Below are 15554 nucleotides of genomic sequence, written 5' to 3' on the forward strand. Positions count from 1 at the left end.
ATAAGTGCGTCTGGCTCAGTAGCGCTGCCCCTGCCTGAGTGGGGCTTCGCGGTCGATAGCCTTGCCCAAGTGCTGCGACCAGTCTTTGTCCTCCCAAGAGGATTGCCGGTGGCCAAAAAAGCCGCATCCTTCGCCGCCCTTGGTGGCCTGGTATTTTCCACCGACGCAGGTCGTCATTGCCCGGATTGCAGTCAACCGGTGGATGCCTGCATCTGCAAACAGACCGTTATCCCGGCCGGCGACGGCATCGCTCGCGTGCGTCGCGAAAGCAAGGGCCGTGGCGGCAAGACGGTGACCACCATCACCGGCGTGCCGTTGGCCGAAGACGCGCTCAAGGACCTGGCGACCACGTTGAAGAAACGTTGCGGGACCGGTGGTGCGTTGAAAGACGGAATCATTGAAATCCAGGGCGATCATGTCGAGCTACTCTTGGCCGAGCTGATCAAACACGGTTTCAAAGCGAAGAAGTCCGGCGGCTAGCAGTCTCTGTGAAAACCACCCTCGGCTTGAACCAGCCCTGATCCGATTCAGGTCTGGCGTCGTCTACATGGTTTTCACAGAGCCTGTTCTGACCGGTTTCTAAACTCACTGCGGTCAGCGAGGTCTATCCCCTCGTTGACGAACCGTCATTTTCATTCTTTAGACTGCGCCGGCCTGAACCCAGGCGACGCTCTATGACTTCTTTATAGGGGACTTCAATGTCCGTACGACGCACACGCAAAGACGATGGCAGCCAATGGACAGTTGCGGACAGCCGCAGTGTTTACGGGATTCGCCATTGGGGGGCCGGGTACTTCGCGATCAATGACGCCGGTCGCGTCGAAGTTCGTCCGAACGGTCCGACCAGTTCGCCTATCGACCTGTTCGAGCAAGTCGACCAGCTGCGCAAAAGCGGCCTGTCCTTGCCGTTGCTGGTGCGTTTCCCTGACATTCTGCAAGACCGTGTGCGTCAGCTGACCGGTGCCTTCGACGCCAACATCGAGCGTCTGGAATACCAGAGCAAGTACACCGCGCTGTACCCGATCAAGGTTAACCAGCAAGAAGCGGTGATCGAGAACATCATTGCCACCCAAGACGTGTCCATTGGTCTTGAAGCCGGCTCCAAACCTGAGCTGCTGGCCGTGCTGGCCCTGGCGCCGAAGGGCGGCACCATCGTTTGCAACGGCTACAAGGATCGCGAGTTCATTCGTCTGGCGCTGATGGGCCAGAAGCTCGGCCACAACGTGTTCATCGTGATCGAGAAAGAATCCGAAGTCGGGTTGGTGATCGAAGAAGCCGCCTCGCTCAAGGTCAAACCTCAGGTTGGCCTGCGCGTGCGCCTGTCGTCCCTGGCGTCGTCCAAGTGGGCCGACACCGGTGGCGAGAAATCCAAGTTCGGTCTGTCGGCGGCGCAACTGCTGTCGGTGGTCGAGCGTTTCCGCGCGGCTGGCCTGGATCAGGGCATTCGCCTGTTGCACTTCCACATGGGCTCGCAGATCGCCAACCTGGCGGACTACCAGCACGGCTTCAAGGAAGCGATTCGTTACTACGGCGAACTGCGCAACCTCGGCCTGCCGGTGGACCACATCGACGTCGGCGGCGGTTTGGGCGTGGACTACGACGGTACGCACTCGCGTAACGCCAGCTCGATCAACTACGACATGGACGATTACGCCGGTGTTGTGGTCGGGATGCTCAAGGAATTCTGCGACGCGCAGAACCTGCCGCACCCGAACATCTTCTCCGAAAGCGGCCGCTCCCTGACCGCTCACCACGCCATGCTGGTGGTGCAAGTGACCGACGTCGAGAAACACAACGACGACGTGCCGCAGATCGACAACAAGGAAGAACTGCCGGAAACCGTGCAGTGGCTGGTTGACCTGCTGGGCCCGACCGACATCGAGATGGTCACCGAAACCTACTGGCGCGCCACTCACTACATGAGCGACATCGCGACCCAGTACGCCGATGGCAAGTTGACCCTGGCCGAGAAAGCCCTGGCCGAGCAATGCTACTTCGCCGTGTGCCGTCGCCTGCACAACTCGTTGAAGGCTCGTCAGCGTTCGCACCGTCAGGTGCTCGACGAACTCAACGACAAGCTGGCCGACAAGTACATCTGCAACTTCTCGGTATTCCAGAGCCTGCCGGACACTTGGGCCATCGGCCAGGTGTTGCCGATCCTGCCGCTGCACCGTCTCGACGAAGAGCCGCTGCGCCGTGCCGTGCTGCAAGATCTGACCTGCGATTCCGACGGCAAGATCAAGCAATACGTCGACGAGCAGAGCATCGAAACCAGCCTGCCGGTTCACGGTTTGAACGACGGTGAAGACTACCTGCTGGGTATCTTCCTGGTCGGCGCCTACCAGGAAATTCTCGGCGACATGCACAACCTGTTCGGTGACACCGACTCGGTGAACATCTACCAGAACGCTGACGGCAGTGTGTACCACGCGGGTATCGAAACCCACGACACCATCGAAGACATGCTGCGTTACGTGCACTTGTCGCCGGAAGAGTTGATGACCCACTACCGCGACAAATGCGCCAGTGCCCGCATCACCGCCGCCGAGCGTACCCAGTTCCTCGACGCGCTGCGTCTGGGTCTGACCCGTTCCTCTTACCTGTCTTCTTGAGGTAAGGCACCGCTCTCATCAGGTTGTCTGAAAATGTTCCGCACGCTGCGGAAATTTCAGATGGCTTGGTGGGATGCCTCTCTGATTTCAAGCGAAATGACTTACATTCTTGGTCATCCAAGTGATGTGGTCTTCTTTTCGCGTAGGTCATTTCCTAAGTTGTACTTCGGCACTCTACTCGGCCAACTCTCTCGGAGAGAATCCCCGACCGCCCCTCCTGTAGAGAATCGCCGATGTTCGATCCAGTCAACGAGCCGTCATTTCGTCTGGATGTAGAGGGTCTGCCCGACCCCTTTGAGGTCTTGGCGTTTACCGGTATAGAAGCCATCAGCGAGCCTTTTGCGTTCGAGGTGGATCTGCTGATCGATGACCCGACACTCGACCTTGCAAGCCTGCTGTACCGTTCGGCCTTTTTGCATGTCGGGCCTGCGGGAAACGGCTTTCACGGACAATTGCATGAACTCGTCCAGCGCGACCATGACTTGGCTGTCAGGCTCTGCCGCGTCCGTCTGGGGCCGAAGCTGGCGTGCCTTTCCATGCGCTTTAGTCAGCGAATTTTCAGCGCGCGCTCGGTGCCGCAAATCCTCAGTCAGGTGCTCAAGGAGCACGGTATTGTCGGCAAGAATCGGCGCTTTGAGTTGGGTCGCGAATACCCGCACCGTGATTTCTGTACGCAGTACCAGGAATCGGATCTGCAATTTATCCAGCGTCTATGTGCTCAGGAACGGCTTCACTACCATTTCGAACACTGCGCTCTCGGGCATTGCGTGGTTTTCGGTGATGGTCAGGGGCACTTTCGTTTCGGTGAGAGCGCGGCCTTCCAGGTCGAGAGCGAGCAGTCGGCGGTGCGTCAGTTCAAGGTTCAGGGCTGCGCTGATGCAGCCCGAGAGGGGCAACGAACCGCGCAGATTGCCGAAGGTCGGACGGACCTGACGGCGCTGCGCAGCGGTCAGTTGATGCCGCTGTCCGGTCATCCGATCGCTGACTGGAATCATCTCTGGCTGCTGACCCACGTCGAGCATCAGGGCAGCCAGGATTTAACGGCGTCCTACAGCAACCAGATCCGCGCTATTCACTGGCAGATGCCTTTTGTAGCGCCTCATTGCGCAGTGAAACCCAGGATGCACAGCCTGCAGCGGGCCTGGGTGGTCAACATTGATGAGTCATGCCCCGATCCGTCCAGACCGGTTGCCGTGCAATTTGACTGGCTCTATCAGGGCGAGGGCGCGGTGCCCAGCCACAGTTGGCTGCCGGTGGCCGCTGAACTGGGCGACGCGGCAGTCACGCAGTTGAGTGAGGGGGCCGAGGTGGTGGTGAGCTTTATCGAGGGGGATCCGGATCAGCCGCTGATTACCGGGTTTCTTCACGTCCCTTCGTCCGTTGAAGAGGCTGAGGAGGTCGGCCCGCCGCGCACATCCGCGACAGATGATGTCGAGGGCTTGCTGGAGCTTCTGCGATCGAGCGAGCCATTGATGTTGTTATGTCTGCTGCCCGGTGGCGGCAGTTTCAACCATTGCACGCAGGCCCTCTGCACCTGCCGGGCGGCGAAGCGGTTTGGCCAGAGCGGTTCGGCATGATCGTCGCGACCCCGCAATGGCTATTGCTGGATGTGCCGGGTGCGCCACAGGCGGGGGCGATGCTGCAACAGCAATTTGCGCATGCCCGGTGGTTCTGGTTGTTCGAAGGCACTGAGTGGCATGCGTTGCGTGAACACGGCCCGGCCCTGATCGACCTTTGGACATGCCCAGCGCTGGCCGGATTGTGCCACAGCGAAGTGCCCCTCTGGCGTGGCTTGCTGATCGCCAGTGAAGCGCCGTCGTCGCAGTTGCTGGCGCATTTGCGCCGTATGCTCACGGTCACGTTCGGCCTGCATCACCGAGCCTTGTTGAGTTACTACAACCCGCAAACGGCCAGTTACTTGTTCGATGCCTGCGATGCGCAGGAGCTGAGTCGCTGGCTGGGTCCTATCAGCCATTTGCGCTGGTTCGGCGGGACGTGGGCCGACCATGCGATCGGCAGTCAGGGCTGGCAGCAGTTGGTCAATCCGGGGCTTGCCGTCAGCCCTTTGGCGGTTGAAGAAAACCTCAGTCCTCGTCAGCAGGAAAAACTGCAAACCTGCCTGCTGGAGCAACATGCCTGGCACTGGAGTCGGTCCACCGGGACTGACTACAACACGCTGTGGTCCCACGTGCAGGAAGGGCTGGCGCTGGATTTTACCGAGCGCCCGGTACTCGATGACTGGTTATGGCTACGCTTGCAGTACCCCGGCGCTTTGACTGGGCACGCATTGCCGGGACTCACCCAGCAGGAGCGTCTCGATAGCCTGCGCAACCGGTGGCAGAACGATCAGCCCTGAACACGAGGTTCAACATCGATGGCGAGCACCACACGGCGGTTGTTCAGCCTGATAATCGGCGGCGTAATGCTGGCTGTGATGACGGCGTGCTCGCCGCTGAAGTTGCTCAATGCGCTGACCCCCGACGCAACCTGCGACAAGACCGAGGGCATTGCCTATGGCGCTGATCCGCGGCAAAAGCTCGATGTGTATGTGCCGCGCCCTCCCATGAAAAACGCCCCGGTGGTGGTGTTTTTCTACGGCGGTAGCTGGAACAGCGGTTCACGCAGCGATTACGCTTTTGTCGGCGAGGCCCTGGCGTCCCGGGGAATTATTGCGGTGCTGGCGGACTATCGGTTGTATCCGCAGGTACGTTATCCGCTGTTCCTTGAAGATGGCGCCCGGGCCGTGGCCTGGACCCATGAACACATTCGTCAATATTCCGGGAATCCGCAGCGGTTGTACCTGATGGGCCACAGTTCCGGGGCCTACAACGTCGCGATGCTGGCGCTGGATCCCGGGTTACTGGGGGCGGTGGGCCTGTCGCCGCACAACCTCAGCGGCTGGATCGGTCTGGCCGGGCCTTATGATTTTCTGCCAATCAAGAATCCGCAGGTGCGGCCGGTGTTTTTCTGGCCGGATTCACCACCCCGGTCGCAGCCGATCAATCATGTCAGTCGCGGCGCGCCACCGGCCTTGTTGATCGCGGCGAGCGACGATGAGCTGGTCAACCCGGCCCGCAACACCGGTGGTCTGGCGCGCAAACTGCGCGAGGCGGGCGTGCCGGTGCAGGACCTGTATTTCTCGCGCACCGGCCACGCCACGCTGGTGGCGACGCTGTCCCGGCCCCTGCGCGGTTTGGCTCCGGTGCTGGATGTGGTCACGGCCTTCGTCAAAGCCACGCCGACTCAGTGAGCTTTGCCTGCGAACCAGCCGTCGTTTTTGTGCAGGTACCAGGCAAACGCGCCGAGGGTCAGGCTGCGCAGCAACATGAACAATAGAAAGGTTATCCACAGTCCATGGTTGCCAAAACCTTGCAGCGCCCAGGCGAACGGCAGCAACAAAACCACCGTCAGCAGCATGCCGTTGCGCATTTCCCGGGCACGGGTGGCGCCGATAAACAACCCGTCGAGCAGGTAGCTCCAGACCGCGATCAGCGGCAGCGCGGCGAGGTAGGGCAGGTAGATGAACGCCGTGTCGCGCACGCTCTGAATGTTGGTCTGCATCTCGATAAACAGATGCCCGGCGAACAGGAACAGCACGGCAAAACCCAGGCTCGCCAGCAACGACCAACCGCAGGCCACCACCAATGAGCGGCGCAGGGCCTCTCGATCGCGAGCGCCGATGGCATGCCCGCAAAGGGCTTCCACGGCGTGGGCCAGGCCGTCCAGCGCATGGGCGGTCAGCAGCAAACCATTGAGCAGCAGCGCGTTGGCGGCGACGGTGGCATCACCCAGTCGCGCGCCTTGCACGGTGATCAGGAAAAACACCGATTGCAGCGCCAGGCTGCGGATGAAAATGTCGCGGTTGACCGCCAATAACGGTCGCCAACTCTGCCACAGCGCCAGCGCTGCCCAGGCGATGTGGCCGGGATAGGCGCGCAGGGCGTTGCGGGTCATCAGCAGGCCGATCAGCGCGCCGGTCCATTCGGCGATCACCGACGCTCGGGCCGCACCGACCACACCCCATTCCAGCCCGAGGACGAACCACAGGTTCAGCGCGATATTCACCAGGTTGGTGCTTAGCAGAATGGCCAACGGCGCCCGGGCGTTCTGAGTGCCGAGGAACCAGCCGACCAGCGCATAACTGGCCAGCGCCGCCGGCAGACCGAACAGGCGCGTGTGGAAAAACTCGCGGGTCAGCTGATCCAGCTCCGCCGACGGCTGCATGAAGTGCAGCGCGACCCCGCTCAACGGCACACCCAGTGCTCCCAGGACAATGGCCAGTCCCATGGCCAGCAACAGACCCTGCAGCAAGATCTGCCGCAATGCCGCGCCGTCCCCACGCCCGGCGGCCTGTGCGGCGAACCCGGTGGTGCCCATGCGCAGAAAACCCATGGCCCAGGCGAGAAAGGTATACAGGCTGGCCCCGACCGCGACGGCGCCCAACTGATGGGCATGGGGCAAGTGGCCGATGACGGTACTGTCGACCAGCGCCACCAGAGGGACGGAAATGTTCGAGAGAATCATCGGCGCGGCGAGCGCCCAGACTCGACGATGGGTAGGGCGGTCGCGCCAATCGGTGATCAGGTTGGACATGCAGGCTCCTTGGGGGAGCGGGCATTGTAGCGGTTGATTCGGGATTTGCTGTGAATCAGAAATCGACCCCTCACCCCAGCCCTCTCCCCACGAGGGAGAGGGGGAAAGGGAGCCGATCTTCATGCTTTTCAAAACCTGAGTTCGACGCGGAGTTTCAGGTCGATGTAGCACGAGAGAACAACTCAGTCAGTCCCCTCTCCCTCCGGGAGAGGGTTAGGGTGAGGGCTGGATCTCAAGCCGATCAATGGATTATCCAGCTCAACAACCACAACCCCAGCAGCAACCAGATAATCCCCATGATGATCGACGCATTCATGAACGCCCGAATCGCCGACCACAACAGCATCAACCCTAAAATCAGCGCAACGATGCTGATGATCGATGCGTCCATGCCCAGCGCACGGGACAGCCCTTCGACAAAGTTGCTGCCGGCGTGGCTCAGCAGATTGAACAAGCCACTGAGGCCGTCAACGATGAAACGGATAACCGAACCGAGTACCTGGCCGAGCCATTCGAAAAAACTTTCTACCTGCATGTCGTGAGCGTCCTTGATGAAAGTGGTGGCGTGGTTGCCGGACTTGAGCCTTGGGCTATCGAGCAGGGTGCCGAGTTCCCTCCAAGCATAGTGGTTTTGCAGCGCTTGCCGCTTGCCTTCATTCCTTATCCCCCCGAAGCTATACGCCTTCAGGAGAGCCCGATGAACCTTGTTGAACTGACCGAACGCCTGCACGCCATCCGTGACCGCAATGACTGGCGGCAATTTCACAGCCCGAAAAACCTGGCCATGGCCGCGAGCGTGGAAATGTCCGAGCTGGTGGAGATTTTCCAGTGGCTGACCGAAGACCAGTCGCGCCAGTTGCCGGCGGACACACTGGCCCATGCCGGGCAGGAAATCGGTGACATCGTGCTCTATCTACTGCTGCTGTGCAGCGAGTTGGGGTTGGACATGAATGAAGTGGTGCGCAGCAAACTCGCGGACAGCGAACGGAGGTTCAGCTGATGAGCGACCGTCATTTCGATCAACTGGCGACTCGCTTCGCCGAAAAAATCTACGGCGGTGCCAAAGGCGCGATCCGTCTGGCGGTGCTTCAGGCCGACCTGGCCGAAACCCTGCCGGACCGACCGTTGCGCGTACTGGACATCGGCGCGGGTCTGGGCCACATGTCGTTGTGGCTGGCCCAGCGCGGCCATGACGTCACGCTGGCCGAGCCCGCCGAGCCGATGCTCGAAGGCGCCCGCCAACGCTTTGCCGACGCCGGGCAAACAGCGACGTTCATTCAGGCGCCGTGGCAGGATCTGCTCGGCCAACTCACCGAACCCTACGACCTGGTGCTGTGCCACGCGGTGCTGGAATGGCTGGCCGAACCTCACGCGATTCTGCCGGTGCTGCATCAATTGACCAAACCAGATGGCTGGTTGTCCCTGGCCTTCTACAACCGCGATGCGTTGATCTATCGCAACCTGCTCAAAGGCCATTTTCGCAAGATGCGCAAGAACGACATGGCCGGCGAGAAACAGAGCCTGACCCCGCAGCAGCCCCTTGATCCACGGGAACTGGCGGCGCAACTTGAGGGCATGTGGCAGGTCGAAACCCAGAGCGGGGTGCGGGTTTTTCACGATTACATGCCAGTGGAATTCCAGGCCCGCGCCGAACTGGTGGACTTGCTGGAAATGGAACTGGCCCACCGTCGTCACCCAAGCTTTGCCGGGCTTGGGCGCTACTTGCACTGGATCTGTCGGCCGGTCTGATCGGAGCGTGAAATGAACAGTCGTTCGGGGTTATTGGTGATCTGTCTCGGGTTGGCGGCCTGTCAGGGCAGCAACCCTTATGTGGCGTCATCCAACCCCTTGCCACCCGCGCCGCCTCAGGCGGCCAACACCTTTGACCACAGCGCCTATCCGGCCCCGCCGCGCGACTACGGGCGCTATCGCAGCTGGGCCTGGCTCAACGGGCAGCTGCCGCCGGGCAGCGCCTGGGCGGATTCGGCGCAGGTCGCCGAAGCCGTCAGCAATGCCCTTGATCAACGTGGCTTGCGCCCGCTGCACGATAATCGCCCGGCCGACCTGTTTGTCAGCGCCGACCTGCACCTGGAAACCCGCCTGCGTCAGGTTCGGGACGACTATGGTTACTACGGCGGCGGTTATGGCGGTTACAACCGCTACGGCAGCGGTTATGGCATGTACAACACCGTGCCGATCGTTCGGACTTATCAGGAACAGGTCGTGGTGGTGCGGGTTGATTTGTTTGACGCCCAGAGCGGTCAACCGGTGTGGAGTGCCAGCGCCGAAACCAGCAATCGCGGCAGCCAGAGCGAGCGTGCCGATGCCATACGGGAGGCTGTAGAAAAGGCGATGTCGGCGTATCCTCCTAGTTAGCTTCTGTCGTTAAGAAGCATTGCGCAGGTTCATGTCTTCAACCGGAGAAATATCATGTTCCGCCGTCTCGCTTTACTGGCTGTGGCCGTGCTGCTCACTGCCTGCGCCGGCAGCCAGGTCAATCATGACTTCGATGCCAGCCGCGACTTCGCCGCCTATCGCAGCTGGAGCTGGAAAGAACCCGCCCTGCAATATCGCCCCGATGACCCACGGATCAAGAGTGACCTGACTGAGCAACGCATCCGCCAATCGGTGACCGATCAGCTGGATCAGCGAGGCCTGCGTCCGGCTGCGGGTGGCCAAAAGGGCGATTTGAGCGTGCAGACCTATCTGATTGTCGAACAACGCCAGCAACAAGTAACCACCAACTACGGCGGCGCTTGGGGTAATCCATGGAATGGCTACTGGGGTGGGCCGATGTACAACGAAACCCGTAACGTCAGCTACAAAGTGGCAATCATCCAGATCGACCTGCTCGACGGCAAGGACGGAAAACTGGTGTGGCGCGGCAGTGACGAGCAGATCCTCAGCCGCACACCGAACCCGTCGGATCGCAGCACGGCGATACGCGAAACGGTGGGGCGAATTCTCGCCAACTACCCACCCAAATAAACACCACAAAACCCTGTAGGAGCACGGCTTGCCGGCGATGGCGATTTCAAGGACGCCATCGCCGGCAAGCCGTGCTCCTACAGGGTTTTTTGTTGTTGGCGCTGGCATGTTGCCAGCAGTCCCGCCAAGTCTTGTCTACACTGCTGTTCACCCATGGAGGTAGCCCTCAGCTGTGCACCGGCAAAGGAGTGCGCGATGTCTCCCCGTTTGCAGTTTCGCAGCCCGTCCCGGCAACGGGGGGCGATCGGTTTGATGGCGGCGCTGACATTGGGCATGGCCCTGATGTTCTTGCTGGTCGTGGTCGACAGCGGTCGTTTGTACCTGAAAAAACGTGACCTGCAGCGCGTAGCGGACATGGCCGCACTTGAAGCTTCCACCCGAGGGGGTGATTGCTCCGCTGGCAACACCGCCACCGTCTATGCCACCGCCAGCGCAAACCGTAACGGCTTCACCCTTCCTGACCCCAATCACAATCTGCTGGTCGCTTGCGGCGCCTTGACCCTGGATGCCAATAACCTTCGAGTATTTGGCGCCGACCCGAGCAAGAGCGAAGCCATTCGGGTGATCGCCAGCCATTCGGTCCAGCAGAGCCTCGCCGGCGGTATCGGCGCCCTGTTCGGTGGCGCTCCACGCGCGGCAACCATCAACCTGACGGCCAGCGCTGTCGCCGCATTACCGCCACCGCAGGCTTCGCTGACCCTGCGCAGCACGACGTTGAGCGTCGACACCAGCAAGTCGGCCACGCTCAACGCGCTGTTCGGTGGTTTGCTCGGGGGTAACCTGAACATCAACGCGGCGGGCTGGAACGGATTGGTGAACACCAACATCAGCCTGCTCGGTTACCTCGATCGATTGAAGGTCGACCTTAACCTCAGCGCTGCCGGGTATAACCAGGTATTGGGCAATACGATTGCCGTCAGCCAGCTGATTCAGACCGCCGTCAATGTACTGGACCCCGGCGGCACACTCGGCGCGACCGCCACCATTGCGAGTCTTCAAGCGCTGAAGGTCGCGGCAGGCGCAACCACCGTCGTACTCGGCAACGTGCTGCACGTCGAGGCTGGCAGCACCGTGACGGCGCTGGGGACCAACCTGAAAGTGTTCGACCTGATTGAAGCGGTCGTGCAACTGGCCAACAAGAAAAACGGCCTGGTGGCAACCTTGCCGATCAACCTCGCGGGGCTGGCGCAAATCACCGCTCGGGTACAGATACTGGAGCCGCCACAGCTCTCGGCCATCGGCAATCCGAAAAGCGCCGCGCTCGCGCCGTTGGGGCCCAACCGGATCTATGTGAAAACCGCTCAGGTGCGTACATTGCTGTCGATCGACTTGCCGGTGCTCGATTCCATCGTGGCGCTAATCAATGCGGCGGCTGATCTGGCAGGCCCGCTGACCAACACACTCAACGCCTTGCTCAATCTCAACCTGGTGGGAGTGCTCAACTCACTGACCTGTGCCTTGCTCGTGCCCTGTCAGACTCCCGACATCATCGTGCTGCCGCCACCGATACGTATCGACGTGGCGCTCGACGTTGCCAGCGCCAACAGCTATGTCACTGCCTACAGTTGCGTCAGTACCACCAACAAAACCCTGACCACCAACACCAGCACTTCGCTGGTAAATCTGAAGATCGGCAAGATCGATCCAGCCACCGCTTTCGGTAGCAACACCACGCCACCGGCGGTAGTGGTGCAGCCGTTGAAGGTGATCGATATCGGGGTGAAAACCTGTCTGAGGATTCTGTTCCTGCCCATCTCCTGCGACCCGCGAATTCCAGGCGTCGGCGGTGGCATCGATATCATGGCCGACACCACCGTGGCGCAGAGCGCCAACATGCCGCACGTCTATTCCGCACCGCCGGCCACCAGCCTGCCGGAGATCAACCAGCCACCGTTCTACTATTCCTATTCCACCAGCAATATCGTCAGCAGCCTTACCGACACGCTGACCAATATCAAGGTCAACATGTACGGCCCGACGGGCAGTCTGGTCGGTGGTCTGGGAGCGATTCTCAGCACTGTCACAACATTGCTGGTCAACGCGATCAACAGCGTGCTCAGCCCGTTACTCGACACCTTGATCAACACACTGCTGCTCAGCCTGGGGATCGATCTGAACAAGGTCGATGTCGGCGCCAACCTCAGTTGTCACTCAGGACGAGCGACGCTGGTGATCTGATCGTCGGCGGCAATCGGCAGTTCGATACAAAACCGTGCGCCCTCGACCGAGTTTCTGACGCTCAGTTTTCCGCCCATGTTCTCAACGATGCCGTAACTCACCGACAACCCGAGCCCGGTGCCGACACCCACGGGTTTGGTGGTGAAGAACGGCTCGAAAATCCGCTCCAGCAACCGCGGATCGATACCGCCGCCGTTGTCCTCGACCCACAGTCGCACCGAATACTCATCACGTTCGGCGTACACCGAGATCCACGGTTTGAACTCGCGGTCGGCCTCGCGTTTGCCGAGCAATGCATCCCGCGCGTTGACCATCAGATTGATCAACACCTGTTCGAGCTGATCGACGTAACCGCGCACTTGCACTTCAAACCCGGTCTCGTTGACTCGCAGATCGACCCCTTTGCCGCGCATCCCTTCGGCCAGCAGCGACAGCGTGCCTTCGATGGCTTGCGCCGGATTAAACGGATGCTGCTCGATCTCCGAGCGGCGGCCAAACACCCGCATGTGATCCACCACCCGCGCGGCGCGCTGGACCTGTGCATCGATGCGGTTGAGCTTGTCGGTCAGGTAGTCGATCTGCGCATCGCCGTTGCTCAAACGCTTGAGTACGTTGACGATGGCCATGCGCATCACATTCAACGGCTGATTGATTTCATGGGCCAGCCCTGTGGCCATTTCACCGAGGGTGGCCATTTTTGCACTTTGGGTGAGCTGTTGTTGGGCGCGGCGGACCTCGGTATTGTCGCGACCCACGGCCTGAATCTCCAGTAAATGGCCGTGTTCATCGAACACCCCGCGATCCGACCACACCCACCAGGCATGTTCCCGTCCCGGCAGTTGCAGGTTGATTTCCGCGGTGCTGACCGGGAATTCCGGGCTGAGTCGGCTGAGCCGCTGAAGAAACGCTTCGCGCTGTTCCTGCGACATCCAGCTGCCCAGATTCACCCCGGGCAGTTGCTCGGGCTGGCACTCCAGGTAAGTCGCCAGCGGGCGGTTGCCGAAGGTCAGGGTCAGGTCCGGGCGGTAGCGGCAGATCATCGCCGGAGAGTCCTCCACCAGGATCCGGTAGCGTTCTTCACTCTGCTTCACCTGTTCGGCGGCCAGGGTAGCTTCGGTGACGTCCAGCCACAGGCCGACGGCTTCCACCGGCAAGCCAAGGTCGTCGCGCAGTAGCTTGGCTTCATCGAGTAGCCAGTGGTATTCGCCGCGACTGTCGCGCAGCCGATAGCGGGCGCGCACCGAACCTTCACGCAGCAAATGTCGGGTACGTTCGAAGTACCGATCGCGGTCCTCCGGGTGGACCCTTTCAACCAAGGTCCCCGTCGCGCAATCAGCCAGTGTCCAGCCGAGCAGCGGCAGTAGGCTGTCACTGAAAAACGTCGGTTGCAGCGCACCTTCGACATAGCGTTGCACGTAGATCACCGCCGGCGAGCTGGCGATCAGATTGTCCAGTCGGGCATGGGCCGCCGCGGCGTTTTGCTCCTGGTTTTTGATGTCGCTGATGTCGAGCATGAAGCCCACCAACCGCCGGCTTTTACCGATGCCCAGGACCTGGCCCTGCAGGCGATACCAGTTCGGCGTTTGTGCCAAACGCACACACAGCAACAGCGGGGTGCCGTCGTCTTGCAAGGTTTGCAGACGACTGCTCAGCTCTTCACGGTCGGCGGGGTGCACCCGATCAAGCCAGTCGTGCAGCGGCAAACGATCGATCGCAAGGTTCAGGTGACTGGCCAGCGACGGCGCCAATTGCACCTCGCGACTGTCGCTGAACACCTCCCACCATCCGGTGCCGAGCAAGGCTTGCAGCGACTCCAGCCGTTCCAGTTGCAGCTGGTGCCGGTGCTCGCGCAAGCGCTCAAGCAACGGAGCTGCCAGCGCGGCGGTCAGTTGTAACCAGTCGCGATCATTCAGGTCGGGCGCCTGTTGCTGCACCGGATAAAGGCCACACAGTAACCAGACGACCACACCCTGAGCATCGTGATAGGGCACCGCGAACCCTTCGGCATTACCGAAGATGCCTTGCAAACGGGGATGTTCAGCGGGCGTCAGGCATTGCGGCGCAGAGCCGTTCAGGCTGTCGAGCCCGGTGCCCAGGCGCTGAGCGTTTTGCCACAGCTGGGGCGCATCGAAGGCCGTGTAATGCTGGTGTATCTGCCAGCCTTCTTCCTGTTCATCGAGTAACGCCACCGCAATGCATGGCATGTGGAAACGCTGGGCCAGGCCTTGCAGCTGTTCCACCAACACCTCGGGCAGGCGCGTCAGGTTGCACCGGCGCAACTGTTCACCGATCTGCGCTGCGAGTAATTGGCATTGCTCGCGGCTGCGTGATTGCCGGCGATCGAGCAACAAGTCGCCGATGTCCAGCAACTGCAACAGCCAGGCATCGGCCAATGGCTGGACCCAGCCACGCAAGTGCAGGGGTTGTCCGTTGAGGCTGTAAAAGTCCAGGTCCAGACTCTGGCCCTGCCAGTCGACGGGCGAGCCTTCAACGGCGAGGCCGCTGTGGGGCATGAGGAAATCGAGCAGGTGCGGTGCTTGTGCCGCGGGCGTCTGCTGGGCCAGCACATGCCGCAGCGGGCCGGTCAGGTGAATCACTCGACCTTCGGCATCCAGGTGCATCTGCAAACCGACACTTTGCACGCTCAGGGTGTCTGGCGTGTCCACTGGCTGAGGCGGATGGCGGTTGAGCAGGCGCCCGAAGAGTTTGTCTGCGGAACTCAAAATTGCAGGCTCGAACTGGCGGTGAGGTTTGCCGGCAGATTCGGCACTTGGCCAATTCCCGGCAAGGTCAGAAACGGGATGACCTGCCGCAGTTTGCTGGTGGGGTAGCTGATGGTGACCTTCAACACGCCGCCCACGTAGGTGGCGCTGGCGTCGGTGGCGACATTGAAATTCAGTGCGGCAGGAATCCAGGCCAGCTGTCGGCTCAGTTCTGTCGTGGCCACGGTTTTTACCGCGGTGTCGTACCCGGGGGTGCTCGGATCCAGCGCCACGCTTCGGCGCACCGCTTCGGCGGTCGACTGGGTGAACGATTGCATCAGCAACAGCGGCAAGCTGTAAGTGACGATTCCATAAAACACTGCGAAAAAGATGAGAAACACTAAAGCGAATTCAATCGCTACAGCGCCTTTTTGCTTACGGGGGAGGCCTATTTTCATGACTGCGTCTACCCTGATATTCA

General features: G+C 60.8%; 14 protein-coding genes. 10 read left to right on the plus strand and 4 right to left on the minus strand.

What is annotated here, in order from left to right; genetic code table 11:
- Positions 1 to 108 precede the first annotated feature (108 nt).
- The 5 genes from AC3IUE_RS03195 (at position 109) to AC3IUE_RS03215 (ending at position 5862) form a co-directional block, all read left to right on the plus strand.
- Complete coding sequence (locus tag AC3IUE_RS03195) at positions 109 to 480, plus strand: translation initiation factor Sui1 (protein ID WP_007907444.1); 372 nt, start codon at positions 109 to 111, stop codon at positions 478 to 480.
- 218 nt (positions 481 to 698) lie between these two features.
- The gene (speA, locus tag AC3IUE_RS03200; RefSeq protein WP_008153741.1) at positions 699 to 2612 is read left to right on the plus strand and encodes an arginine decarboxylase; all 1914 of its coding nucleotides are present in this window, start codon (positions 699 to 701) and stop codon (positions 2610 to 2612) included.
- 233 nt (positions 2613 to 2845) lie between these two features.
- Positions 2846 to 4189, plus strand: a complete 1344-nt coding sequence (locus AC3IUE_RS03205) for a contractile injection system protein, VgrG/Pvc8 family (RefSeq protein WP_489265515.1) — start codon at positions 2846 to 2848, stop codon at positions 4187 to 4189.
- Entirely contained in the window at positions 4186 to 4968 is a 783-nt protein-coding gene (locus AC3IUE_RS03210) for a DUF4123 domain-containing protein (protein WP_489265516.1), read from the plus strand. Before AC3IUE_RS03205 ends, AC3IUE_RS03210 begins: the two co-directional genes overlap by 4 nt.
- Before the next feature lie 18 nt (positions 4969 to 4986).
- Positions 4987 to 5862, plus strand: coding sequence for an alpha/beta hydrolase (locus AC3IUE_RS03215; RefSeq protein ID WP_489265517.1), 876 nt, complete (start codon positions 4987 to 4989; stop codon positions 5860 to 5862).
- On the opposite strand, the gene AC3IUE_RS03220 is transcribed toward AC3IUE_RS03215, so the two are convergent.
- Both AC3IUE_RS03220 and AC3IUE_RS03225 read right to left on the minus strand, forming a co-directional pair.
- The gene (locus AC3IUE_RS03220; RefSeq protein WP_489265518.1) at positions 5856 to 7205 is read right to left on the minus strand and encodes an MATE family efflux transporter; all 1350 of its coding nucleotides are present in this window, start codon (positions 7203 to 7205) and stop codon (positions 5856 to 5858) included. The two genes, AC3IUE_RS03215 and AC3IUE_RS03220, sit on opposite strands and share 7 nt — an antisense overlap.
- 241 nt (positions 7206 to 7446) lie before the next feature.
- Positions 7447 to 7740: a hypothetical protein gene (locus AC3IUE_RS03225; protein WP_046044745.1), complete on the minus strand. Its 294-nt coding sequence runs from the start codon at positions 7738 to 7740 to the stop codon at positions 7447 to 7449.
- Between the two features lie 162 nt (positions 7741 to 7902).
- On the opposite strand from AC3IUE_RS03225, the gene AC3IUE_RS03230 reads away from it, so the two are divergent.
- The 5 genes from AC3IUE_RS03230 (at position 7903) to AC3IUE_RS03250 (ending at position 12371) form a co-directional block, all read left to right on the plus strand.
- Positions 7903 to 8205 (plus strand): MazG-like family protein, encoded by a 303-nt coding sequence (locus tag AC3IUE_RS03230; protein WP_129438809.1) that lies wholly within the window; start codon positions 7903 to 7905, stop codon positions 8203 to 8205.
- On the plus strand, positions 8205 to 8954 hold the full coding sequence (locus AC3IUE_RS03235; RefSeq protein WP_056746201.1) for a methyltransferase domain-containing protein: 750 nt from the start codon (positions 8205 to 8207) through the stop codon (positions 8952 to 8954). The genes AC3IUE_RS03230 and AC3IUE_RS03235 overlap by 1 nt, the downstream gene beginning before the upstream one ends.
- Positions 8955 to 8966: 12 nt before the next feature.
- A complete protein-coding gene (locus AC3IUE_RS03240; RefSeq protein WP_489265519.1) occupies positions 8967 to 9581 on the plus strand; it encodes a DUF4136 domain-containing protein in 615 nt (204 codons plus the stop codon).
- 54 nt (positions 9582 to 9635) lie between these two features.
- Positions 9636 to 10193 carry a DUF4136 domain-containing protein gene (locus AC3IUE_RS03245; RefSeq protein WP_461996872.1) on the plus strand — a complete coding sequence of 186 codons (558 nt, stop codon included), beginning with the start codon at positions 9636 to 9638 and terminating at the stop codon, positions 10191 to 10193.
- Between the two features lie 195 nt (positions 10194 to 10388).
- Complete coding sequence (locus AC3IUE_RS03250) at positions 10389 to 12371, plus strand: pilus assembly protein TadG-related protein (RefSeq protein ID WP_056746194.1); 1983 nt, start codon at positions 10389 to 10391, stop codon at positions 12369 to 12371.
- Here the strand turns inward: AC3IUE_RS03250 and AC3IUE_RS03255 are convergent.
- Positions 12341 to 15094, minus strand: a complete 2754-nt coding sequence (locus AC3IUE_RS03255) for an ATP-binding protein (protein ID WP_489265520.1) — start codon at positions 15092 to 15094, stop codon at positions 12341 to 12343. The two genes, AC3IUE_RS03250 and AC3IUE_RS03255, sit on opposite strands and share 31 nt — an antisense overlap.
- Entirely contained in the window at positions 15091 to 15531 is a 441-nt protein-coding gene (locus AC3IUE_RS03260; protein ID WP_489265522.1) for a TadE/TadG family type IV pilus assembly protein, read from the minus strand. The genes AC3IUE_RS03255 and AC3IUE_RS03260 overlap by 4 nt, the downstream gene beginning before the upstream one ends.
- Positions 15532 to 15554: the final 23 nt, after the last annotated feature.

This window comes from Pseudomonas sp. GL_093 (assembly GCF_057837605.1).

Excerpts from the sequence above, each read along its gene's own strand:
- speA (WP_008153741.1), top strand. The coding sequence starts at position 699 with ATGTCCGTACGACGCACACGCAAAGACGATGGCAGCCAATGGACAGTT.
- AC3IUE_RS03205 (WP_489265515.1), top strand. The coding sequence starts at position 2,846 with ATGTTCGATCCAGTCAACGAGCCGTCATTTCGTCTGGATGTAGAGGGT.
- AC3IUE_RS03210 (WP_489265516.1), top strand. The coding sequence starts at position 4,186 with ATGATCGTCGCGACCCCGCAATGGCTATTGCTGGATGTGCCGGGTGCG.
- AC3IUE_RS03215 (WP_489265517.1), top strand. The coding sequence starts at position 4,987 with ATGGCGAGCACCACACGGCGGTTGTTCAGCCTGATAATCGGCGGCGTA.
- AC3IUE_RS03220 (WP_489265518.1), bottom strand. The coding sequence starts at position 7,205 with ATGTCCAACCTGATCACCGATTGGCGCGACCGCCCTACCCATCGTCGA.
- AC3IUE_RS03225 (WP_046044745.1), bottom strand. The coding sequence starts at position 7,740 with ATGCAGGTAGAAAGTTTTTTCGAATGGCTCGGCCAGGTACTCGGTTCG.
- AC3IUE_RS03230 (WP_129438809.1), top strand. The coding sequence starts at position 7,903 with ATGAACCTTGTTGAACTGACCGAACGCCTGCACGCCATCCGTGACCGC.
- AC3IUE_RS03235 (WP_056746201.1), top strand. The coding sequence starts at position 8,205 with ATGAGCGACCGTCATTTCGATCAACTGGCGACTCGCTTCGCCGAAAAA.
- AC3IUE_RS03240 (WP_489265519.1), top strand. The coding sequence starts at position 8,967 with ATGAACAGTCGTTCGGGGTTATTGGTGATCTGTCTCGGGTTGGCGGCC.
- AC3IUE_RS03245 (WP_461996872.1), top strand. The coding sequence starts at position 9,636 with ATGTTCCGCCGTCTCGCTTTACTGGCTGTGGCCGTGCTGCTCACTGCC.
- AC3IUE_RS03250 (WP_056746194.1), top strand. The coding sequence starts at position 10,389 with ATGTCTCCCCGTTTGCAGTTTCGCAGCCCGTCCCGGCAACGGGGGGCG.
- AC3IUE_RS03260 (WP_489265522.1), bottom strand. The coding sequence starts at position 15,531 with ATGAAAATAGGCCTCCCCCGTAAGCAAAAAGGCGCTGTAGCGATTGAA.